This window comes from Fundidesulfovibrio terrae (assembly GCF_022808915.1).
GTDB lineage: Bacteria > Desulfobacterota > Desulfovibrionia > Desulfovibrionales > Desulfovibrionaceae > Fundidesulfovibrio > Fundidesulfovibrio terrae.
Window position 1 is genome coordinate 615399 of sequence record NZ_JAKZFS010000002.1, and the last position, 22225, is coordinate 637623.

Below are 22225 nucleotides of genomic sequence, written 5' to 3' on the forward strand. Positions count from 1 at the left end.
GGGGCTTCGCCCTCTGGACTCCCTTTCCGCTTCGCGCCCTGGGGCGATGTCCTCTGGTTCCTGGTGACTGCCACCACTCTGGCCGTGGTCGCGGCCATGGCCCTGGTGAGCGCCTACAGGGCGCACCCCGACGAAAAGGACCACGTGGGCGCGGGGCAGTACTACATGGAGTACTGGGACCCCCCGAAAATAGGAGACGAACGCGCGGCCGGGGCCTACAGCAACTACGGCGTGTCCTACCTGAACCAACTGGACGCGGTCTATTTCTTCGCGGGCAAGTTCGCCCGCGCGGTCAAGCCTCTGGCCGGGTCGGACTACCTGTCCCTGCGCCTGTTCAATGTGTCCCTGTTCGCCCTGCTGGCGGTCTTGAGCTGGTGTCTGCCGGGACGAGCCCGCGTGGGGTTCCTGCCGCTCTTCATCTCGCCGCAGGTCTGGTACGTGTTCAGCTATTTCAACGGCGACGCTCTGCCCCTTGCGCTTACATTCATCGCGGCCTGGTTCCTGGCGCGCCTGCTGGAGGACGGGCCGGGGCTCGGGCCGAAGCGGTCCCAGGCCGGGCGTCTGGCGGGCCTGGGGCTGACGCTTGGGCTCCTGGCCATATCCAAGCAGAACTACTACGTTTTTCTGGCTTTTTTCCTGTGCCTGTGGGTGGTGATTGCCTGGCCGGGGAGGGTGGCGTCCCCCGTGACCCTGCGTCAGGCAGGGCTGGCCCTGGCCCTGGCGGCGGCGGTGTTCGGCCTGCGCTACGGGGCGAACGTCTGGATCGAACGCCAGCAGCCCCCGGACGCGGCGGCCAAGGTGGCCGAGCAGGTGGCCCCGCAGGAGTTCAAGCCCTCGACGCTGGAGAAGGGGGGGGGGTTCTGGGGCTCGCGCATGCGCAGCAAGGGCGTCACGTTCACGGAAATGTTCACCGGCGAGTGGAAGTGGCACATTTTCACCTTCCGCAGCGCCTTCGGCAAGTACGGGGCCATGGACATAGAAGCCCCGCTCATCTTCTACCGCTACATGGCCTGGGCCCTGGACGTGTTCGCTCTCGTCCTGTTCGCCGCGCTCTTGCGGGCGGGGCCGCAGGGGCGGGTCCTGGCCGGGCTGCTGGCGCTGTTTGCGGCCCTGACCATCTTCCAGTCGGTGTGGCACTCCTGGAACAACGACTTCCAGGCCCAGGGGCGCTATCTCTTTCCGATCCTGGGCATGGCCGCCTGCGTGATGGTGCGCTGCCGCGACGGCTTCGGGCGGCTCACCCCGGCGCTCTGGGCGGCGGGACTTGTCATGTGGGGCATGTCCATGTGGTCGTTCACGGCCGTGGGGCTGGCCGCGATCCCAAGATAGGGCGTCGCGCCCTTGTCCGAACGGTCCCGTCCGGGGCCGTATTCAAACCAGTTCGTTGATGACGTGGCCGACCATGCCTTCCTGGATGACGTGGATCACCTGGTCGGCTGGCGGGGTGGGGATGATGACGTGTCCGGGGGGCTGGGCGAACGGATCTCCCGCCGGATGCGCCGTGAGAGCGTCCGGGGAATGCACCAGCCCGTCGTAGGTGGCGATGTGAACCAGGTTGTCGTTCATGACCGGGCTCCAGGGGATCGCCTTGGGCGGCCGGATAGCCCGGCCGCCCTTTAGAGCATATATGCCCGCCCGGAGCCTTTGTCGAGTGCCGTCTAGGCGTCCGCCGTGCTCACTCCGGCCTGGGAGAAAGTGGCCATCTCGTTGTAGATGGCGGCCGAGGCCCGCAGGATCATGAGGGCCAGGGCAGCGCCCGTGCCTTCGCCCAGGCGCAGGTCCAGGTCCAGCACCGGCCTGGCGTCGAGGGCGCGCATGACCGCCTGGTGTCCCGGTTCGGACGAGGCGTGGCTGAAGAAGCAGTAGTCCGCCACGGCCGGGACGAAGGAAGCCGCCGCCACGAAGGCCGCCGTGGAGATGAACCCGTCCACCAGCACGGCCATTTTGTTGGCCGCGCCGCCCAGGATCAGGCCCGCGATGCAGGCGATCTCGAAGCCGCCCAGGGCCGCCAGTATCTTGAGCGGGTCCTTGGACTCCACCGCCGTGCGGTTGACCTCGAGGCATTTGGCGATGACGGCCGCCTTGCGGGACACGCCGCCTGCGTCCAAGCCGGTGCCGGGGCCGGTGATGCCCTGGGGCTCGAGGCCCAGGAAGGCGCTGTACAGGGCCGTGGAAGGGGTGGTGTTGGCGATGCCCATGTCGCCTGTGCCCAGCGCCTTGCAGCCCTTTTGGGCCGCCTCGTCCGCCAGCCGGACGCCGAGCAACAGGGCCTTGAGGCACTGCTCCTCGGTCATGGCCGGTCCCTTGGCCATGTTGGCCGTGCCCGGGGCTACCTTGGCCTGCACCAGGCGCGGGTGTTCGGGATAGGTTCCGCCGGCGCTTCCGGCGTCCACCACCGTCACTTCTGCCCCGGCCTGGCGGGCCAGCACGTTGATGCCCGCGCCTCCGTTCACGAGATTGAGCACCATCTGACGGGTGACTTCCTGGGGGAAGAGGCTCACGCCCTCGGTGGCCACGCCGTGGTCCCCTGCGCAGGTGAAGATCACGGCCGGATCCACCTTCGGGGGCTGGCCGTTTCCGATGAGGAAGAGTTTCTTGGCGATCTCTTCCAGGCGGCCGAGGCTGCCCTGGGGCTTGGTGAGGTCGTCCAGATGGGCCTGGGCCTTGGGCGCCAGGGAGGCGTCCACGGGGGAGATGCGAGCGAGGAGGGCGTCGAAGGCGTCGCGCATGATATGTCCTTTGAATCGGTTGAGTTGCGCAAATAAAAAATCCCTTGGCCTTCGAAAGGAAGGTCAAGGGATTGCCTTTACCATGGGTCCAATCCGCGAAACGGTTCCGGCCGTCCGTCTTCAGGCTCGCGGGTCATCCTCGGCCCGGCCTTCCCATCCCCAAGGGACAGTGGCGTTTCGGGCTTCGTCATCGCTTACTGCGGCGGGACCGCCACGGATTTGCACCGTAGTTCCGTAACGGCCGGATATGGTGCGCCCCTGCTACTCTGGAGCGCGCCTTGGGTCAAGGGCGGTCCCCGGAGGGCCCGGGCTTAAGCGTTTGGCCCCCGGAGCCATCTCCGCCCCCGCTTGGCGCCGCTCGACAGCGAGCCTCAGCAGGACTTGGGCTGGCTCTGGCCGGTGGAGTCCATCACCTGCTGCCAGAAGCTCGACTGAAGGTCCATTTGCCGGCGCCCCGCCGTCACCAGGGGCAGGGGGATGTGCGCCGGCACCTCGTGCAGGGGGCTGACCATGAGCCCGGTCTTGCCCGCCATGCCCGCGTGCACCGCCATGGCCCCCAGCATGTTGCAGTGGGCCCGGTCGGCGGCCCCGGCCGGGACAGAGCGGATGATGTAGCTGGGGTCGATGTATTTCACGGTGACGGGCAGCACGTCCTTGAAGTGGCTCTTGATGCGTGAAAGCAGCAGGCCGCAAATGTCTCCCAGCACCGTGTTGCCCGAGGCGTCCGTGAGCCCGGACTGGGGCAGCAGGTGCTGCCCGGCCCCCTCGGCCACCGCCACCACGGCGTGGCCGCGCCTTCTCAGCCGCGATTCGAGCTCCGGCAGGAAGCCGCCCGGTCCGTCCAGGACGAAGGCCTGCTCGGGCACCAGCACGAAATTGACCTCCTTGATGGAGAGCGCCGCTGCCGCCGCGATGAACCCGGATTCACGGCCCATGAGCTTCACCACGCCGATACCGTAGGGCACGCCCAGGGCCTCGATGTGGGCGCAGCGGATGGCCTCGATGGCTTTTTCCACGGCCGTGTCGAAGCCGAAGGTGCGGGAGACGTAGTGGATGTCGTTGTCGACGGTCTTGGGGATGCACACGATGGCGATGCGCAGGCTGCGTCTCGCGATGACCTCGTGGATGGCCCGGGCCGCGCGCATGGTGCCCACCCCGCCCAGCATGAAGAGCACGCCCACGTTGAGGCGTTCCAGGGCGTCCACCACGTCCTGGGGGTCCTGCGGGCCGCGCGAGGTGCCAAGCACAGTGCCGCCGAATTCGTGGATGTCCGCGACGTAGGACGGGGTGAGATCCACCACGTCCGGATCGTTCTTGGGGATGAATCCGGCCAGCCCGTAGCGGACGCCCAGCACCGAGGACACCTTGTAGCCGTGGTGGGCCTCCATCACGATGGAGCGGATAACGTCGTTGATGCCGGGGCAGAGCCCGCCGCAGGTGACCACGGCGCATTTCGTCTTGGGCGGGTCGAAATAGATGTGGCTGCGCGGCCCGGCCTGCTCCATGACGGCGGTGCGGGGGGCCTTGCCGTGGACGGTCCGCAGGATGTTCACCGAAACCCCTTGCTCATCATCCACGAACAGGGAATTCTTGCGCGGGTTGGGAATCTTGGCCGGGCCAAGGGTGGGGATGCGGGTGTCCAGATCCGCCGGGTCGGCCGGGTCGGGCGAGGTCTGGCCTGGGTGCTCGCTTTCGTGCATGATGGGGCCCCTTTGGCGGCATGTTCGGTATTTATCCGTTCTCTAGCCCGTATCAAGGCGGTGTGACAAGATGCAAGCAGGACCAGCGAGAACCCTCTTTTTCATCCCCCCCGTGCGCAAGGCCGCCGGAGGTGTGGCCGTGCTGTGCCGCATGGCCGCTGTGCTGCGCGAGGCCGGGCGCGACGTGTCCCTGGTGCTGCGCGAGCGCTCCGGCTGGCGTCCCGACAGCGAGGGCGTGCCGGAGCTCGACTTCGACCGGGCAGGGCTCACGCGCGGCGACGTCTGGGTTGTGCCGGAAGGGTGGGTGAACGCGCTCGCCCCCGGGCTTCGGGCCGGGGCGCGCTGCCTGGTGTATGTGCAGAACTGGGCCTACCTGTTCACCGGCCTGCCCCCGGGCGTGGAGTGGCGCTCGCTTGACGTCTCCTTCCTGGCGGTGTCCCGACCCGTGGCCTGGTTCATTGGGCAGAGCCTTGGCGCTACCGCGCCCATCCTGCGCCCGGGCATCGACCTGGACGTGTTCTCGGCCCCGTCCGCCAAGCCGGACACCCTGGCCGTGGCCTACATGCCCCGCAAAAACAAGGCGCTGGCCGACCAGGTGCGGGCCGTGATCCGCGCCCGAGGGCGCTTCTCCCCCGAGTGGGTCGAGATAAGCGGCCTGGACCGCCAGGGAGTGGCCCAGGCGTTGGCCCGATCCCACGCCTTCCTGGCCACGGGCTTTCCCGAGGGCTGCCCCCTGCCGCCCCTGGAGGCCATGGCCAGCGGGGCCATCCCGGCCGGATTCGCGGGACTTGGCGGCTGGGACTACATGCGCCAGGCCGCGCCGCCAGGCGGCGCTTCCGGGGGCGAACCGGGCGGCTACGTCCCGCCGTGCCCCATGGACCCGGTCCCCTGGGAGGGCAACGGCTTCTTCGTGCCCGACAACGACGTCATGGGTGCGGCCCTGGCCCTGGAGAACGCCCTGGAACTGTGGCAGCGGGGCGGGGAGGAGCTTGCGCGGGTGCGCCGGGCCCTGGCCGCCACGGCGACCGCCTACGGGCTCGAGCCTCAGCGCCAGGCCGTGCTCGATTTCTGGGAGCGACTGGGCTAGAAGGCCCCTGCATGAAATTTCAGCGCGCCATTTTTTCGTCCAAGATCGTCTTCCTGGCGGCCAACGCCACCATGTCCGGCATGCTCCTCTGGGACATGGGCGGGCGCGCCAAGCTGTTCGCCCTGGCCGTGCCCCTGGCCTGCGCCGTCTGCCTGTGGCGCAGGTCCCTGCCCCTGGTGCTTGCCGCCCTGGGCGCGTCGCTGCCCTTTTTCGGATTCCAGTCCTACTCGGCCCATGCCCAGGTGATGCACTTCCTGGTGAGCGTGGCCGCCCTGGCCCTGCTGCTGGATACCGGCGAGAGGCGCCCGGCCGAGGGCTTCGGGCCGCTTCGGCTGTGGCTCATGGGCTTCGTGGGGGTGATGCTGGCCGGGCTGCCGCTCCTTCCTTTCGGCGAGATGGCCTCCGCCCTGCGCGAGACAGGCCCTCTGGGGCTGGCCCGGATGCTGGCCTACTCGGTGGCCGCCAGCTCCTTCTACGCCGTGGCCGCCCTGGACCGGCTGGCGCTCTACGCCCTGTTCGCCTGGGAGCTCTCGCGCACGCGCGAAGACGAACCCCTGATGGCCATGGCCCGGGGCGTAGCCGCCTCCATCCCGGCCGCCCTGGCCTTCGGGCTGGCGGAATACTTCCTGGCTCGCGGAACGGCCTACGCCATGAGCGACCGGCTCACCTCGCTGTTTCTGAACCCCGGCTGGTTCGCGGAATACGTCTGCGTGGGATTCCCGCTGCTCTTTCTTCTGGGGCGCGGGCGTGGCCGCTGGTTTCTCTTCGCCCTGCTGGCGGTGGCCCTGGCGGCCATGGTGCTCACCATGGCCCGGGCGGCCTGGCTGGTCTCGGGCGTGCTGGCCATGGGCTGCGTGGTGGCCGCCACGGGAGGCTTCGACCTGTTCTCGCTGGACTACCGGCGCATGGCCAAGGGCGCGCTTCTGGGGCTCGCGGCCGTGGCCGTGGTGGGGGTGGGGGTGTACGGGGCCTTGTCCGCCACGCGGGTGTCGCTCCTCAACTTCCCCCTGGCCACCATGATCGCCCAGCGCCTGGAGAAATTCTCCGAGACCCCGCGCCCGCTGGTGTTCAAGAGCGGCGTGCTGATCGGGCTTGAGTCCCCCGTGTCCGGCATGGGCTACGAGACGTACGCCTGGCATTATCCGCACCTCATGGATGCCCCGGCCGGGCGCATGGCCCGGGAGATTCCCCGCGATGCCGAGATGTTCGAGGCCACCCACAACCTGTTCATCCAGATTTTTTCCGGAGCGGGCCTCCTGGGCCTCGCGGCCTGGGTTTTCCTGGCCTTTCGGGCGGCCCAGCTGGCCCTGCGCGCCCACCGGCTCCGGGCCGACGCCATGAGCCTGGCGGCGCTCTTTTCCCTGGCCGCCTTCCACGGTTTCGGCTTCTTCCAGGAGATGATCTACATCCCGGCGGTGTGGCTCTTGTTCTTCGTGGTGTTGGCCTGGTGCCTGCGCTTGGAGGACGCCCATGGCGGCTGGATCGCAGATTTCACCGAGCGCCGGGCCGGGCGGGCCGTGGCCCTGGCCGTGCTGGCGGCGCTTGGCCTGAACCTCTCCAACGCCGGATTCGCGGCCATGGCGGCGCGCTTGGGACTTGACGCCTACCCCGCGCCCGGTTCCCAGGACGTCCAGGGGCTCTCGGGGCCGGAGGTCGTGTCCGGGCGTGAGGTGCTGTGGAGTTCCGGCGCATCCTCGTTTCTTCTGCGGGGGGAGGGGCCGTGGCGGTTCACGGCGGGGGTGCCCCATCCGGATATGACCACGCGGCCCGTGCGGGTGGCGCTGTCGGCCAGGGGCAGGGTGCTCTGGGAGAAGGTCTTCGACGCCTCCACCGGGCGCGAGGCGTCCTTCGAAATCGGGAGGGACGCGGTGAAGTCCGGGGAGCGCGTCTTCCTGACCGCGTCCAGGCTGTATTTCCCGCTGACGTCGGGTATCAAGGATTACCGCGCGCTGGGCGTCTGGATCGCCGGACCGGGGCTTTCGCGCTAGCCCGCCCGCACTGAGCGGGAGCCCAGAGGGCCCCAGTTCCTTTGGCCGCCGGGAGCCCCCCCTTGCGCAGGCGCGAATCCATCCTATCTTCGAAACACTGCCCCTTGGGATCAGTTCTTTCCAACTGCCGCCGCTAAGTTGCGTTCGAACACGCGCAGCTCGTTGGCCAGCCGCAAGCCGATTTCGCGGATGCGGGAGTTCTTGCTGGTCGAGGCCAGGCTCTCGATGACTTTGAGATCGCCCTCGATGAAGCTGTCGGCGTAGGACCGGGTTTCGGCCAGCTTCTGCCGGAGCAGGGCCTTGTCGCCCGGAAGGCTCACCTGGGCGGCCACGTCTGAGAGCTGGGCCATGGCGTGGGCGCGTACGGCGTAGGTCATGGCGGTGGCTGTGAAATAGTTGCAGGCGTTCTTTTCGCCGGGAGCGTCCATGTCCGCGGCCAGGGTGGCCGCCTTGGTGGCCAGCTCCTCGAAATGGCGCTGGGAGGCCCAAAAGTGCTTGGCCTCGGCCCGGGCCTGCGCAGCGGCCAGGGTGACGAGCAGGCAGGCTGCGAGCAGGGCGGCGAGTCTGGGAGTGTGCATGCGAACCTCCGAGAAGGGGCTCCTAACAGGTTGTGGGATGTGGTCAAGGGCTTGGCGGTTACGGTTTTTTCATCCGGAGTGGGCAATTTGCGTGCCCGGGCCCGGGTGGACGGTTTGATTTTGGGGCTCATTTCCTATAAAGGGTCCGTTCCGGCGCGCGCGAAGACAAGTGGGCGAAGGGGACGACCGGGATGGCCCGGTCCTTGCTTGCGTGGTCTCGCGGAATGATCGTGTGTCAGGGCGGGGGAGTACGGATTTGAGGGGTTCATTTGCATGAACAGACGGAGTTTTCTCGGGGCTCTGGCCGCAATGGGCGCGGCTTGCGCCTTTCCAATGCAGCTCTACGCCGGAGAGCAGCGCCTGCCCAAGGGAATGGTCACGTTCGTTTTCGATGACGGCATCGTGACCAACTATACGTATTCCTTACCGATCCTCAAGAAACGGGGGCAGCTGGCCACGGCCGCCATCGTCGTGAACAGGATGCTCTCGGGCAACAGCGACTACATGAGCCTGGACCAGGTTCGCGAGCTCGAGAAGAGCGGCTGGGAGATCGCCTCCCACAGCATGACCCACAGCCGTCCCGTCCAGATTCCCAAGACCCTCGAGCAGGAAGTGATCACCGGATGGCGCCTGGACGAGAACGATCCCGATCACTACCAGGCGCAATACGACTATGATCGCGTGGCCGCGCTCTTCCAGGACGGCAAGCCCCTCAAGGAAGTCGAGAACCTGGAACAGCTGCGGGCCACACCCGGAACCTACTGGCTCGACCTGACCATCGCTGAGTTGCACGTGCACCCTTTCAGGAGCGGCGACCCCGCCACGCTTGGCATCAGGGCCGGCTCCTACCAGCGCGAGATGGAGGATTCCAAGCGCATCCTGACGGAGCTTGGCTTCAAGGTGGACACGTATGTCGCGCCGCACAACTACTGGACCGACGACGTGGAGGTCATCAGCCGGCGCTATTACTCGCGCGCCTGCACCGGCCGCGATTCCGACAACCGGCCCGGCTCCTTCGACCCCTTCGCCATCAAGCGCTTCATGGTCCACACCAAGGATTCGGCCCAGTCGCTCATCCGCATCATCAAGGACCATTCCCTGGAGCACGGGGGCTGGGTCGTGTTCTGTTTCCACGGAGTGGGCGAGAACATCGGGTGGGAACCCTACCCCGCGGAGAGCCTCGACGCCGTGTGCGCTTTCGTGGACGAACAGAAGATCCCCGTGGTGACGGCGCGCGAGGGCGCGAAACTCATGGACGATCTGAAGAAGCAGCAGACCGCCGCGCAGTCCAAATCCATCATGAAAAAGGGTTCGTAAAGAATGCGCAAGCTCAAAATCGTGGTCGGCGGCTACGTGGTGAGCTTCCCCCTGGGCGGTCAGGTGTGGATGTTCATGCATTACCTGGAGGGGCTCGCGCGCCTGGGGCACGACGTGGTGTTCGTGGAGGACACCGCCGAGTGGGCTCTGCCCTTCGATCCCAACAAGGGGTACGCCTCGGCCGATTCCAGCCACGGGCGCATGGTGGTCGGCGAGGCCTTCGGCAAGATCGGGTTCACCGGACGCTGGGCCTACAACACCATTTTCGAGAACAAGCTCTACGGCATGGAGCGCGAGGATCTGGACCGTTTCTGCGCCGAGGCCGACCTGTTCTTGAACATCTCGGGCGTCATCCCCCTGCGCGATTCCTACATGAAGGCCAAGGTCCGGGCCATCATCGACACCGACCCCATTTTCACCCAGTCCAAGATCGCCAACGACGACTGGACCCGCGACTACTTCAAGCGGCACGACGTCTTTTTCACCTTCGGCCACAACATCCCCACCGGCTCCACCGGCGTGCCCCTCTCGGGCATCGAATACGTCCCCACCCGGACGCCCGTGGTCCTGGACATGTGGCCCCACGTGGAAGGCCCCGGCACCGGCTTCACCACCATCGGCAGCTGGGACGCACAGGGCCGCGACATCGTTCACGAAGGCAAGAAGCTCTCCTGGCGCAAGTGCGAGAAGTACGAGCAGATCATCGACCTGCCCTCCAAGCTCCCCGGCGTCACTCTGGACCTGACCATGAGCGGCATGAAGGACGACGCCCAGCGCTTCGCCGGGCACGGCTGGAACGTCAAGGACGCCCTGGTGCTCTCAAAGGACATCTGGGGCTACCACGACTACATCCTGAATTCCACGGGCGAGTTCTCCGTCGCCAAGGAGCAGAACATCCAGCTCAAGTCCGGATGGTTCTCCGACCGCTCCGCCAGCTACCTGGCTTCGGGGCGCCCGGTGATCGTGGAAGATACCGGCTTCGGCACCTTCCTTCCCGTGGGAGAGGGGCTCGTCACCTTCGAGGGCGTGGACAACGCCAAGGCCGCCATCGAGAGCGTGCTCGCCGACTACCCCAGGCACCGCGCGGCCGCCCGGAACATCGCCCGGGAATTCTTCGACGCCGAAACGGTGCTCGCACACCTCCTGAAGACCTGCGGATTCTGATCCTTTTCCCCAAAAAGTAATCGCGGCCGCCTTGCCAAAGGGCGGCCGCGAGCGTATCTGCCTGGACAACGTATCGCCGAGTTCCGCTAGGAGCGGAAGCGGGGGACCCAAAATCCCGGGGCGTATCGCGCATAGCGCGTAGGGCAACTTCCTCGGCCCGAGCCCGTCAGCTAACCTCGTAGGCGTCGAGGGGGAGAACCTTCCATTTTTCGTGGCAAGGCTCTGCCCGTCTTTCCGGATGGCTGTGCCGCGTCCTTCGTCCGCTTTTTGGCGCGCGAGCGATGCCGTTACACGCCCCCCGATCCCTCGACTCCCACGTCCGTGCTGGTTTCCGCTTTTCGGCCATGCAAAGGAGATCCGAAGTGGATCAGCATCCTTCGGTCGGCAAGCGCGTCAAGGACGCGGTCATCGGCAAAAGCCTCAATCTCGGGGACCAGTCCATCTTCCATCAGCTCTCGCTCATGGCCTTCTTCGCCTGGGTGGGACTCGGGGCGGACGGCCTATCCTCCTCCTGCTACGGTCCGGAAGAAGCCTTCCTGGCGCTGGGCGAGCACACCTTCCTGGCGGTGTTCGTGGCGTTGGGCACGGCGGTGACCATCCTCGTCATCTCGGCCAGCTACTCCCAGATCATCGAGCTCTTCCCCTCGGGCGGCGGCGGCTACCTGGTGGCCTCCAACCTGCTCTCCCCCAAGGTGGGCATGGTTTCGGGCTGCGCCCTGCTCATCGACTACGTGCTGACCATCACCATCTCCATCGCCTCGGGTGCGGACGCCATCTTCAGCTCCCTGCCCGCATCCCTGGCGCCCTACAAGCTGGAAGCGGCCATCGCCGGCGTACTCATCCTCACCATGCTCAACCTGCGGGGGGTGAAGGAGTCGGTCACGGTGCTGGTGCCCATCTTCATGACTTTCGTGATCACCCACATCGTGGCCCTGGGCTACGGCCTGGGAACCCACGCCGCCCAAGGGGCGGAACTCGCGGCGCGCATCAGCCAGGACGCCTCCGCGGCGCGGGACCAGTTGGGCTACCTGGGCATGTTCCTGCTGATCCTTCGAGCCTACACCATGGGCGCGGGCACATACACCGGCATCGAGGCCGTGAGCAACGGCCTGCCCATCCTGCGCGAGCCCAAGGTGCGGACCGGCAAGCGCACCATGGTGTACATGGCCGTGTCCCTTGCCGTGACCGTCACCGGGCTCATGTTGGCCTACCTGCTCTACGGGGTGGGGCACCAGGAGGGCAAAACCCTGAACGCCGTGCTCTTCGAGGCCGTGACCGGGCAGTGGCCCCAGCCCTTCGGCCAGTGGTTCGTGTGGGTGACTCTGGCCTCCGAGGCGCTGCTCCTGTTCGTGGCGGCCCAGGCGGGCTTCCTGGACGGGCCGCGAGTGCTGGCCAACATGGCCCTGGACCGCTGGTTCCCCACCCGCTTCGCCATGCTCTCGGACCGCCTGGTCACCCAGAACGGCATCCTGCTCATGGGTGGGGCGGCCCTGCTGCTCATGCTCGTGTCCAAGGGCTCCGTGGACTTTCTGATCGTCCTGTATTCGATCAACGTCTTCATCACCTTCGTGCTCTCGCAAACGGGCATGGTGCGCCACTGGTGGCAGGTCCGCCACAAGGCCGGCGAGAAGTGGGTCAAGGGGCTGGCGCTGAACGGCCTGGGGCTCGCGCTCACTGCCTTCATCCTGGCCTCGGTGGTGGTGGTGAAGTTCTTCGAGGGCGGTTGGCTCACCGTGGTGATCACCGCCGCCCTGGCCTTCTTCGCCCTCAAGATCAAGCGCCATTACGACGACACCTGGAAGCAGATCCAGTCTCTGGACACCCTGGTGGATTCCGTGACCCTGCCGGCCTGCGACCTGGAAGCCCCCTCCGAGCCGGACACCCAGGCCAAGACGGCCGTCATCCTGGTCAACGGCTACAACGGCCTGGGGCTGCACACGCTCTTCAACGTGCTCAGGCTCCATGGCGAGGAGTTCAAGAACTACGTATTCGTTCAGGTGGGCGTGGTGGACGCCCACGTCATGCGCGACCACGCCGAGCTGGGCCGCCTCAAGCAGGGCATACGCGCCAGCATGGACAAGTACCTGGCTCTCATGCGCTCCAAGTGCTACCATGCGGAGGCCCACTGGGCCGTCGGCACGGAGGTGGTCCACGAGATTCTCGAACTGGCGCCAGTGATCAAGGAGCGCTTCCCGCGATGCGTGTTCTTCGGCGGGCAGTTGGTGTTCGAAAAGGACACCCTGCTCACCAGGCTCCTGCACAACTACGTGGTCTTCAGCCTGCAGCGCCAGATCTACAAAGTGGGCATCCCCTTCATGATCATGCCCATCGCCCTGTAAACAAACGGCTTGTCCGGGCCGGGATTTTTCATCCCGGCCTGGACAGCGGGCATCGGGTGTTTATCTTGTCTTGCAGAGAGGCAATGGTGTTCAACTCCATCGGAGGGATGAGGGGAATAAACCTCGAATACCATAAGCAGCGCATTGAGGCGCCTGACAAGATTTGCCGTAGCGCACCGTAAGAGCCACACCTGAAGGAAGGGGAGGCTGCCTGACAATCAGGCTCACGCGCCAGGCAAATCTTTTTTTGTGCCCCGCGTCCGTGATGATTCGAACCCGGAAGAAAGACGATCCAGTCCCCTGGACGTGGAAGAAAGCGTGGTTATTTAATTAAGTAGAGGCAATGAGGTGCAACAATCAACGGGGGGACGAGGGAAATAAGCCGCTTTCATCATAATCGCGCGTTGAGGCGCCTAATTACAAAGATTTGCGTAAGCGCATCGTAAGAGCCACACCTGAAGGAAGGGGAGGCTGCCGGAGTTCCGGCTATCGCGCCAGCAAATCTTTTTTTGTGCCCTGTGAATCGTGAAGGGGAGGGGCCTCCGGCGGCCAAAGGGCTACGCCCTCTGGACTCCCGTTATGGGGTTACCCTCTGCGGCAGGCCTCGACCCATTCGATCTCACGCACGATGGATTCCACCACCGTGGGTGTTTGCAGCTCCTTTGGCAGCACCGAGAAGGTGTACGTCTCCACTTCCAGCGGGACATGAGCAGGAACCAGGGGTAGGAAGTCCCTCAGGAAAGCCTGGGTCGTCGAGCACTCGGACAGCTCTTCCAGGAACACCGGCAGGTGGAAGTGCACCCGCCAGCTGGGTGCGCCGCCAAAATCCGGCCGGGGCGACGGGTCGGCCGGAACTCCCTTCACCCATCCCAACGCCTGCCCCAGGTCGTCGAACCGCTCAAGCTTCCCGCTCCCATCCCTGAACACGCATTGGTGCAAATACACCGGTTCGTCGAATCGCGACAGGCAGGAGAGGGCCGGGCAGGGCAGGTTGAGCGCCGAGGACACCTGCACGTGGCCGATCTCGATGGCGTTGTCCGCCAGAAGCGTAAGCGACCAGGCCGGGTCCTCGAACTGCAGGGCCTGGTGGCAGCAGTCGTAGCAGGCCGCCAGGTGCGCGCGCAGATTTTCCGGCAACGCCAGGCGTTCGAACAGCGAAACCAGCTGGGGCGTGGTCTCCACCAGGCAGCCTGGCTCGGGCTCCACGGACAGGCGGATCAGCTTGCCGGTGCGCTGGGCGATCCGGTCGAGCCCCTCCAGGGCCTTGCCGATGGTGGCCAGGGCCATGCCTTCCTGCGCGAGGTCGAAATCCGCCGTGAATCCCACCGGCACCGAGGATATGGACCCGTCCATGCCCTCCGGCAGCCACACCGCCAGGAGTTCCGCCAGCCGCAGGGTGTATTCCAGGCGGGCCGGATCGCGCCAGTCCGGCAGGTACACCCCGGACTTCACCGGCGTGCCGTGGAAGGTCCCGAAGGGAAATCCGTTCACCGTGGCCACGTACAGGCCGTGCTCCCCCATCCAGTCCTTGAAGCGCAACGCCTCCCCGCCGTCCACCTGGCGGCTGGCCAGCCCCGACACGCGAAGCCCCACCGGGAAGGGATCGTCCGGGCACACGGCGGCCTTCACGGCCAGGGTGTGCGCCTCAAGGTTGCGCCGGGTCTCGTCCCAGGATTCGCCCGGGTGGATGTTGGTGCAGTAGGTGACGGGGGCCGGCCGGGCGCTCACGAGAAACGCTCCCGGAGCATGGCGGCTGCGCGGCGCATGAGCCCGAAATCCACGTCGTTGATCTCCACGCGCGAACCGATTCCGGTGAGCATGCTGAGGAATAGCCTGCCGCCCAGGTGCTCGCGGAATGATTCGATGGAGGCTTCCATGTCGAGCGTCTCCAGGGCCGGATGCCAGGGCGCGAAGCCAAGATCGGGCAGGATGGCCAGGATGCGCGTGAGGTCCGCTTCAGGCAGAAGCCCGGCCAGGCGGGAATAGACGCTGTCCAGGGCCACGCCCACGGCCACGGCGCAGCCGTGCCCAAGCGCGCCGGATGTTGCTTCCTCCATGGCGTGGGCGCTCCAGTGGCCGAAATCCAGGGGGCGCGAGGACCCGAACTCGAAGGGGTCGCCGCCCGTGGCGATGTGCTCCAGGTGCAGTTCGGCGCAGCGCTCGATGGAGCGCTCGAACGGGGCCTGCTCGAATGCATTCAGGGCGGCCCGGTGGGCGAAAAGCTCATCGAAGAACACCTTGTCCTTGATGAGAGCGATCTTGACCGCCTCGGCCAGCCCGGCCCGGCGCTCGTTTTCGGGCAGGCCGTCCAGCAGGGCGAAGTCGTTCACCACCGCGAACGGCGGGGCGAAGCTGCCCAGGAAGTTCTTTCGCCCGAAATAATTCACCGCGTTCTTCACTCCGACCCCGGCGTCGTTCTGGCCCAGCGCCGTGGACGGCATGCGGATCAGGCGTACCCCCCGGTGGGCCGTGGCCGCCGCGAACCCGGCCGCGTCCAGCACCGCGCCTCCCCCCACAACCAGCAGGTATGACTGGCGGCACAGCCGGGCCTCGAAGATGAGGTCCAGCACCGCCTGGTACGCGGACAGGTCCGCCTTGCACCTCTCCCCGCCGGGCACGGTCAGCACGGGCGCGGCCAAGCGGGCTACGGGATGGCGCGTGAAGTAGGCTTCGATGTCGCGCATCAGGCCGGGAAAGGCCCCGACCACGCCGGAATCGACCGCCACGGCCAGCCTGTGCGGGCCGCTTGCGCCAGGCGGGAATATCCCTGCCAGGGTTTCGTTGTCCGGGGCGAGGGCGTTTCGAGTGAAGGCCACCGGGAAATCGTACGTGACGGCGATTTTCTGTCGAATGATTTTGCTCATGCGACTGTGCTTGTAGGTGCCGGGCGCGGGTTTCGTCAATTGCGGCGGCGCGAAGGCCGGAGATACGCACGAGCTCCAATTTTCGGAGCCCAGCCTGCACGTGGCGATGGCTGGCAGAGGGAGGACGAGAAATCCGGAAAGTACGGACTCGATTAAATGATAATCCGGGAAGACCAGACTTCCAGGCAGAATTTTCACGTATCAACCGCATGAAATCACAAGCCAAAAAAGATCGCTTAAGGGGTGCGCGTGCCTGTGCTGGGGCGATTGCGACATGGACAGGAGAATTTTCACGGTAGGAAGGCAGGCAGGGGAACCAGGCCGGGGCGCCATGCGGGGGGGGCGAGAGGGCGTGAGTAAATTTTGTAATCCGGCAAGTCCCTAGTGAGCAAAAAATGTACTTTTCCCGGTTTCCGGAGAACAAGTAGATGCAGAAATGGCTTGTATGGCCGATTCATCGGCTTGGCATGCTTGATGCTTTAAAGTGTTCGTGCTTCGATGGCGAACGTTGTGTGAGTCATAAGAGGCACTGAAAACAATATTTTGGAGATAACTGCAATGAATCGCATTGTTGCTGCCAGCGTCATGGGTGTTTTTCTTGTGTATGCTCCTGTTGCCTTCGCCCTCGACAAGGCGCCAGTGGACGGTGCGAAAGAGCCGGTGAAGACAGAAACGGCCCCGGCGGTGAAGAAGAGCGACGCCGTAAAGGACGCGGCCGCCCCGTCAACGGTCAAGGCGGAAGAGGCCAAGGTCTCCGCAAAGCCCGAGGGCAAGGCCGCCCCGGTGGTGGAGAAGAAGGCGGAGAAGGCCGCCGATACCGGCACAGCGAAGCCCCTGGCCGTGAAGCACAAGACGGCCAAGGACGCGGCCAAGCCCGTGGAGGCCAAGTCCTCCACCGGTTCCAAGGCTGTTGAAACGGCGCCCAAGGCCAACTGACCGGCACATGGCCGGATAATCATACACGAGGGGGCCGTAAGGCCCCCTTGGCGTTTGGGCTAAAGCATTTTCCTCCCTGGGCCGATATGTCATGCGGGACCGGTTGGAAAGTTCCCTTATCGACCGGCATGCGGAATGCATAAAGAACAGGGAAGTCCGGATCGTCCGGTGGGAGGCGGTCATGTTAGCACGGATGCTGAGAAATTATCTGCAACACAGGCTTAACCCGGTGCACATTTATTGCCGGCTCAGGGATTTCGGTTTCGGAATCTCCAAGGCCAGGCGAGTGACCACGGTGTACGCCAGGCTCTATTCCCTCACCTGGCTCGGCTGAGCCGGGACACCCGCCAGGCCGTCCGCAGTCCCCGCGCGCAAGGGGGACGCGGCGGTGCCTCCTCCCCATCCCCCGTTCTCCTCGCCTGTTTGACACGGTATGGCACTAGCCGTATGCTCTTAGGGTCGTAGATAGTTCACCCTCCGGGCTCGGCTGCGCCCGGGAATGAGGACCATGCGAGCTCGCTCCAGCTTGAGAACCCGCCTTGCGGTGGGCTTGACCATCCTGGCCTGCCTGGGAGTGGGACTCCAATTCGCCGTGTTCGACCGCGTGTCGGAGCGCATGCGAGACGATGTGGCCCGGCGCAACCGGGAACTGGCCCACGCCTTGGCCGGGGAAGTGGGCAACGCCCTGGCCCAGCCCGAATACGCCTTGTCCGCCCTGGCCAGGATGCTCGCGTCTGGCCTGTCCGGAGAGGCCCTCGATGTGGCGCTCGGGAGTATCCACCACTTCACCAAGATCGTCGGACAGGTTCAGGTGATAAACGCCTCGGGACGATTGGTGGCCGCCTCTCCAGCCATGCCGGATTCAGCCGGTGCGGATTTCTCGTCCAAACCGTTTTTCCGCGTCGCCCGCGAAAAGCAGGGCCTCGTCTATTCCGAGGCGAACGTCCCGAGCCAGAATGAGGGGGGGGGCGCCGTCATCTCCGAGAGCTTCCCCGGGGGGGTGGCCTCCTTGCATCTGCGCATCGAAGAACTCTCCCGTATGGCCATGGTGCTGCCTTCGCCCCAGGGAGGCTTCATCGCCGTGGTGGATGGAAAAGGCTCGGTCATCGGACACTCCGATCCCCAGGCGGCTGTGCAACGCGAGAGCCTGCTGAACATGGCCGTGGTCCGCCGCGGCTTCGACGGCGTGGAGGGCACCAACGAGGAGGTCTACGCCGGGGTGAGGGGCATCGCCAGCGTCGCGCCGGTGTCCACGTCCGGTTGGCTGGTGATCGTGTTCGAGCCTGCTTCGCTCGCCTATTCCTCTGTGCGCAACCTCTATTCCTACACCCTCGGCGGCGTGGTGATCGTGGCCTTGTGCTCGGTGCTGGCCATGGTGGTTTTCAGGGCGCAGCTGTTGCGTCCGGTGGAGAACCTCACCGCCCAGACCCGGGCCGTGGCCAGGGGAAACTACTCCATCGACATCACCCCGGGATTCCGTGAATTCGAGGACCTGGCCGAAAGCTTCTCCACCATGGTCGCGAACCTCAAGATCAGGGAGCGGGCTCTGGACAACAGCCGGCGCCGCCTTTCGGCGGTGGTGGACGCCATGCCTTCTTTTCTGGCCTCCATCGGCAGCAGCGGGCGCATCGAGCAATGGAACGTGGAAGCCGAAAAGCTCACCAACATCCCGGCCCGGGAGGCCCTCGGCAAGACCTTGGAGCAGACCATGCCCCAACTCACCTCCGCCTTGCCCGGCCTCGGCCCCACGGCCGCCATGAGCATCCCGGCGAAGTGGGAGAAGCTGACCGTGGATTTCGGCTCGGGGCGGCGCATCGTGGACGTCCTGGTGTATCCGCTCTCGTCCGGTGGGGACATGGGCGCGGTGCTGCGCATCGACGACATCACCGACCGCATCCGCATGGAAGAGGTCATGGTGCACACCGAGAAGATGATGACCGTGGGCGGGCTCGCGGCGGGCATGGCCCATGAGATCAACAACCCCCTGGGGGGCATCCTCATGTCCGCCCAGAACCTGGCCCGGAGGCTCTCGCCTGACCTGCCCGCAAACCGGGTGGCCGCGCAGGAAGCGGGGATCGACTTGGGAGGGATGCGCGCCTATCTGGAAAAACGCGGCGTCTTCCAACAAGTGGAAACCATCCGCGAACTTGGGGCTAGGGCGGGCAAAATCGTGGCCAACATGCTGGGATTCTCCCGGCGCTCGCATTCGGGCTACATCCCGGCGCGCATCGACGAACTCATCGAGCGGGCCCTGGATCTCGCCGCCAACGACTACGAGCTCAAAAGGCGTCTCGACTTCAAGACCATCAAGGTGGTGCGGGATTTCTCCCTGGACCTGGGAGAAGCCCCGGTCAACCGCAACCAGATTGAGCAGGTGTTGCTCAACCTCTTCAAGAACGCCGCCCAGGCCATGGCCGAAACCGCGGATATACGGGCGCCGGAGCTGTGGATACGCGCCTCCAGGACCTCCGACGACGCGGTCATCACCGTGCGCGACAACGGCCCCGGCATCCGGAAAGAGGATGCCGCACGCATCTTCGAACCCTTCTTCACCACCAAGGAGGTGGGCGAGGGCACCGGACTCGGGCTTTCCGTGTCCTATTACATCGTGACCACCATGCACAACGGCTCCATCACCGTGAAGTCTACCCCCGGGGAGGGGGCCGCGTTCATCCTGACCCTGCCCCTGCGCCGCTCTGCCAAGCAGCAGCAAAGCCAGCAGGCGGCCAACGCATGACCCCGCCCGCATGGGCGGTTTCAAAAACCCTTTATGATCCCAGGAGGATCGCATGTACGTCGGCCTGAAAATGCTCAAGGACTTCCACCCCGTCACCCCCTCCACCCCTCTGCCGGAAGCCAAGAAGATCCTCGAGAAAGAGGAATACTGGATGCTTCTGGTCACGGATGGCGGCAAGCTCGTGGGCTACGTGCGCCACGAAGACCTCACCGCCGCGCTGCCCTCCATGCTCTCCACCCTGGACCGCAACGAGGCCCTGTACCTCATCAGCAAGCTCGACGTGGGCATGGTCATGCGCAAGGACATCACCACCGTTCCCCCTGAGATGGAGATCGAGCTCGCCGCCCAGATCATGCACGACAAGAACCTAGCCGGCCTGGCCGTGGTGGACGACAAGGGCGGGCTCATCGGCTACATCACCCGCACCGTCATGCTCGAGGTCCTCGTGGAGGAGATGGGCCTGGCCCTGGGCGGCTCGCGCCTGGTCTTCGAGGTGCAGGACAGGCCCGGCGTCATCCGCGAAGTGGCCGACGCCATCGCCTCCAAGAACGCCAACATCCTCTCCGCCAGCACCTTCTTCCACGGCGGGCGGCGCATGCTGGTCATCCGCGTGGACGCCGAGAACGTCGAAGACGTGCAGTCGAGCCTCGAAAAGAAGGGCTACCGCATGGAAACCGCCAAGAACTTCGTCCAGGAATGGAGCAAATAGCGCGATGTTTCTCAGAACCGCTTTTCTCGCCGCCGCCCTGGCCTGCCTGTGCGCCAGCGCCCAGGCCGCCATGCGCGCCGAACCCGTTGATTTCATGGGCATCCCCTTCGGCAAGGAGTACCAGCCCGGCAAGGCATTCGCCTGCGAGACCGACTCCGAGGAGGGGCTCAAGTGCGTGCGCGCGGGCGACGACCTTCACCTGCACGGCGTGCCTCTCAAGAGCCTTTCCTACCTGTTCATGTACAAGCGCCTCTTCACCGTGGACATGGAAGTGGACGGCCGCGAGAATTTTGACAAGCTGAACGCCGAAATTGCCAATCGCCACGGCAAGGCGACCAAGCTCTCCGGCGGCATGCTCACCTGGACCGGCAAGCAGGTGGACATCATGCTCTACTATGACGAAACCCGGCACACCGGCGAAGCCAGCTACGTCTTCAAAAACCTGCCCTGTCCCGTGGAGTAGGCCATGACGGCGCTCTTAAGCATCCTGCGCGACTGGCGGTTCTGGCTCGTGGCTATCCTGTGCGCCGCGCTCATGGCCGGAGCCTGCCTCGTCAAGCCCACCGGCCCCGGCTCGGAGGGCAACGCCCCCCTGGGCGGGGTCGCCTCGGCCTTCGTCACCGACGACCCGGCCATGCACGCCATCGTGAACGGCACCTTCCCCAATGTGGACGATAGGCTCACCCTGGGTGAAGCCTTCGACCGCTACCGCTGGTTCGAGGAGCGTCCCAAATGGATGGGGCGGGGGCAATACCCCGCCCGGACCATCATCGTGAGCGCGCCGCTTGCGCTCTCCGCCGAAGCCTTCGCCCTGGGCCTGGGCTCAGGCGCCGCCAGGATTTTCTACGTGGCCGAGTTCGGATTCTCGGGCGACGGCAAGTCGTTCCGGCCTCTCTCGAGCGCCGTCGAGGTGCGCGACGCCACCAACAAGCTCGTGGCCCGCGTGCCCGACCCGGAGTTCATCCTGGTGCGCCGCGTCATGCGCGGCGTGGAGCCCGGTGTCAGCCTCAAGGGCGGCGTGGCCAAAGGACCCCAAGGACAGTAATGCGCTCCATCCTCTGCCTCGATATCGGCAGCGGCACCCAGGACGCCCTCTATTTCATGGAGGGCCGCTCCCTGGAGAACTGCCCCAAGTTCGTGCTCCCCGCCCCGGCCAAGCTCGTGGCCGCACGCATCAAGGCGCTCACCGCCCAGAAACGCCCGATCCATCTGTGCGGCCACAACATGGGCGGCGGATTTTTGCGCGCGGCACGGGACCACGCAGCCGCAGGGCTGGCGATCTCCGCCCACCCAGAGGCCGCCCTCGCCCTCACCGACGATCCTCCGTCCATCATCCGGCACGGCATCGTCCTCTCCGGCTCCTGCCCGTCCGGACACGTACCCGTGCACCTTGCGGACTACGATCCCGGCTTCTGGCAGTCACTGCTGGCCCTGGCCGGGCTCGAACCGCCGGAACTCGTGCTGGCCTGCGCCCAAGACCACGGGCACCATCCCGGACAGTCCAGCCGCACCGGACGCTTCGGCCTCTGGGAGCGCTTCCTGGCCGGAACCTCCGGGCGCCTGGACGCGCTCCTCTATGACACGCCGCCTGTCGAACTCACCCGCCTGGCCACGATTCAGCAGGCCACCGGCGGCGGACCCGTCATGGACACCGGCCCTGCGGCCGCCCTGGGCGCGCTCTTCGACCCCGCCGTGGAGGCCGTGGCCGACGACCGGGGGACGCTCGTGGTCAACATGGGCAACAGCCATGTGCTGGGCCTTCTGGTGCACCAGGGCAGGCTGGCCGGCGTTTACGAACACCACACCGGCCAGATCGAAATCCCCGAGCTTGTCCGGCAACTGGAACTGTTCCGGAAGGGGGCGCTGCGCAATGAGGACGTGTTCGATACGGGCGGCCACGGCTGCGCCGTGCGGGAACTCACCGGAACGTTCGATGGCACGTTCGTCATAGGCCCCCGGCGCGGCGAACTGGGAGGGATGATGGAGGCCGTGTTCCCCGCTCCGGGAGGAGACATGATGCTGGCCGGTTGTTTCGGCATGCTGAAGGCCTGGAAGGAAAGAGGGGGCGAGTAGACGG

The 22225-nt window shown here is 65.8% G+C and carries 19 protein-coding genes and 2 riboswitches; of the genes, 13 read left to right on the top strand and 6 right to left on the bottom strand.

The genetic code is table 11. The features are described 5' to 3' along the window. The first annotated feature begins 63 nt into the window (after window positions 1–63). Window positions 64–1329 (top strand): DUF2142 domain-containing protein, encoded by a 1266-nt coding sequence (locus ML540_RS09920; protein WP_243360460.1) that lies wholly within the window; start codon window positions 64–66, stop codon window positions 1327–1329. Window positions 1330–1371: 42 nt separating this feature from the next. Here ML540_RS09920 and ML540_RS09925 read toward each other — a convergent pair whose 3' ends face one another. The 3 genes from ML540_RS09925 to ML540_RS09935 form a co-directional block, all read right to left on the bottom strand. Next, window positions 1372–1566 carry a hypothetical protein gene (locus ML540_RS09925; RefSeq protein ID WP_243360462.1) on the bottom strand — a complete coding sequence of 65 codons (195 nt, stop codon included), beginning with the start codon at window positions 1564–1566 and terminating at the stop codon, window positions 1372–1374. Window positions 1567–1658: 92 nt separating this feature from the next. Further along, window positions 1659–2729 carry a nicotinate-nucleotide--dimethylbenzimidazole phosphoribosyltransferase gene (gene cobT / locus ML540_RS09930; RefSeq protein WP_243360464.1) on the bottom strand — a complete coding sequence of 357 codons (1071 nt, stop codon included), beginning with the start codon at window positions 2727–2729 and terminating at the stop codon, window positions 1659–1661. A gap of 116 nt (window positions 2730–2845) precedes the next feature. Further along, window positions 2846–2963: riboswitch (cobalamin riboswitch) on the bottom strand. Between the two features lie 137 nt (window positions 2964–3100). Continuing rightward, complete coding sequence (locus ML540_RS09935) at window positions 3101–4429, bottom strand: ATP-dependent 6-phosphofructokinase (RefSeq protein ID WP_243360467.1); 1329 nt, start codon at window positions 4427–4429, stop codon at window positions 3101–3103. A gap of 70 nt (window positions 4430–4499) precedes the next feature. On the opposite strand from ML540_RS09935, the gene ML540_RS09940 reads away from it, so the two are divergent. Together ML540_RS09940 and ML540_RS09945 are read left to right on the top strand one after the other, a co-directional pair. Beyond that, entirely contained in the window at window positions 4500–5516 is a 1017-nt protein-coding gene (locus tag ML540_RS09940) for a glycosyltransferase family protein (protein WP_243360470.1), read from the top strand. An 11-nt stretch (window positions 5517–5527) separates the two neighbouring features. Continuing rightward, window positions 5528–7504, top strand: coding sequence for an O-antigen ligase family protein (locus tag ML540_RS09945; protein WP_243360471.1), 1977 nt, complete (start codon window positions 5528–5530; stop codon window positions 7502–7504). Between the two features lie 110 nt (window positions 7505–7614). On the opposite strand, the gene ML540_RS09950 is transcribed toward ML540_RS09945, so the two are convergent. Further along, complete coding sequence (locus tag ML540_RS09950) at window positions 7615–8082, bottom strand: hypothetical protein (protein WP_243360473.1); 468 nt, start codon at window positions 8080–8082, stop codon at window positions 7615–7617. A gap of 273 nt (window positions 8083–8355) precedes the next feature. Here ML540_RS09950 and ML540_RS09955 point away from each other — a divergent pair, with 273 nt between their 5' ends. The 3 genes from ML540_RS09955 to ML540_RS09965 all read left to right on the top strand — a co-directional run bounded on the left by ML540_RS09955 (window position 8356) and on the right by ML540_RS09965 (window position 12902). Next, complete coding sequence (locus ML540_RS09955) at window positions 8356–9399, top strand: polysaccharide deacetylase family protein (protein WP_243360475.1); 1044 nt, start codon at window positions 8356–8358, stop codon at window positions 9397–9399. A 3-nt stretch (window positions 9400–9402) separates the two neighbouring features. Next, window positions 9403–10563, top strand: a complete 1161-nt coding sequence (locus ML540_RS09960) for a glycosyltransferase (RefSeq protein ID WP_243360477.1) — start codon at window positions 9403–9405, stop codon at window positions 10561–10563. 64 nt (window positions 10564–10627) lie between these two features. Next, a riboswitch (cyclic di-AMP (ydaO/yuaA leader) is annotated at window positions 10628–10763 on the top strand. Between the two features lie 162 nt (window positions 10764–10925). Next, entirely contained in the window at window positions 10926–12902 is a 1977-nt protein-coding gene (locus ML540_RS09965; RefSeq protein ID WP_243360479.1) for an APC family permease, read from the top strand. A 585-nt stretch (window positions 12903–13487) separates the two neighbouring features. Here the strand turns inward: ML540_RS09965 and eboE are convergent. Together eboE and ML540_RS09975 are read right to left on the bottom strand one after the other, a co-directional pair. After that, window positions 13488–14630, bottom strand: a complete 1143-nt coding sequence (gene eboE / locus ML540_RS09970; protein ID WP_243360481.1) for a metabolite traffic protein EboE — start codon at window positions 14628–14630, stop codon at window positions 13488–13490. After that, complete coding sequence (locus tag ML540_RS09975; RefSeq protein ID WP_243360483.1) at window positions 14627–15766, bottom strand: 3-dehydroquinate synthase; 1140 nt, start codon at window positions 15764–15766, stop codon at window positions 14627–14629. Before ML540_RS09975 ends, eboE begins: the two co-directional genes overlap by 4 nt. Window positions 15767–16324: 558 nt before the next feature. Here ML540_RS09975 and ML540_RS09980 point away from each other — a divergent pair. The 7 genes from ML540_RS09980 to ML540_RS10010 all read left to right on the top strand — a co-directional run bounded on the left by ML540_RS09980 (window position 16325) and on the right by ML540_RS10010 (window position 22221). Further along, window positions 16325–16702, top strand: a complete 378-nt coding sequence (locus ML540_RS09980; protein ID WP_243360485.1) for a hypothetical protein — start codon at window positions 16325–16327, stop codon at window positions 16700–16702. A gap of 181 nt (window positions 16703–16883) precedes the next feature. Continuing rightward, complete coding sequence (locus tag ML540_RS09985; protein WP_243360488.1) at window positions 16884–17036, top strand: hypothetical protein; 153 nt, start codon at window positions 16884–16886, stop codon at window positions 17034–17036. A 174-nt stretch (window positions 17037–17210) separates the two neighbouring features. Next, entirely contained in the window at window positions 17211–19439 is a 2229-nt protein-coding gene (locus tag ML540_RS09990) for an ATP-binding protein (RefSeq protein ID WP_243360490.1), read from the top strand. A 52-nt stretch (window positions 19440–19491) separates the two neighbouring features. Then, window positions 19492–20148 carry a CBS domain-containing protein gene (locus ML540_RS09995; protein WP_243360493.1) on the top strand — a complete coding sequence of 219 codons (657 nt, stop codon included), beginning with the start codon at window positions 19492–19494 and terminating at the stop codon, window positions 20146–20148. Window positions 20149–20152: 4 nt separating this feature from the next. Continuing rightward, the gene (locus ML540_RS10000; RefSeq protein WP_243360495.1) at window positions 20153–20611 is read left to right on the top strand and encodes a hypothetical protein; all 459 of its coding nucleotides are present in this window, start codon (window positions 20153–20155) and stop codon (window positions 20609–20611) included. Between the two features lie 3 nt (window positions 20612–20614). Next, on the top strand, window positions 20615–21193 hold the full coding sequence (locus ML540_RS10005; RefSeq protein WP_243360497.1) for a hypothetical protein: 579 nt from the start codon (window positions 20615–20617) through the stop codon (window positions 21191–21193). Next, window positions 21193–22221 carry a DUF1786 family protein gene (locus tag ML540_RS10010; RefSeq protein WP_243360499.1) on the top strand — a complete coding sequence of 343 codons (1029 nt, stop codon included), beginning with the start codon at window positions 21193–21195 and terminating at the stop codon, window positions 22219–22221. The genes ML540_RS10005 and ML540_RS10010 overlap by 1 nt, the downstream gene beginning before the upstream one ends. Window positions 22222–22225 lie beyond the last annotated feature (4 nt).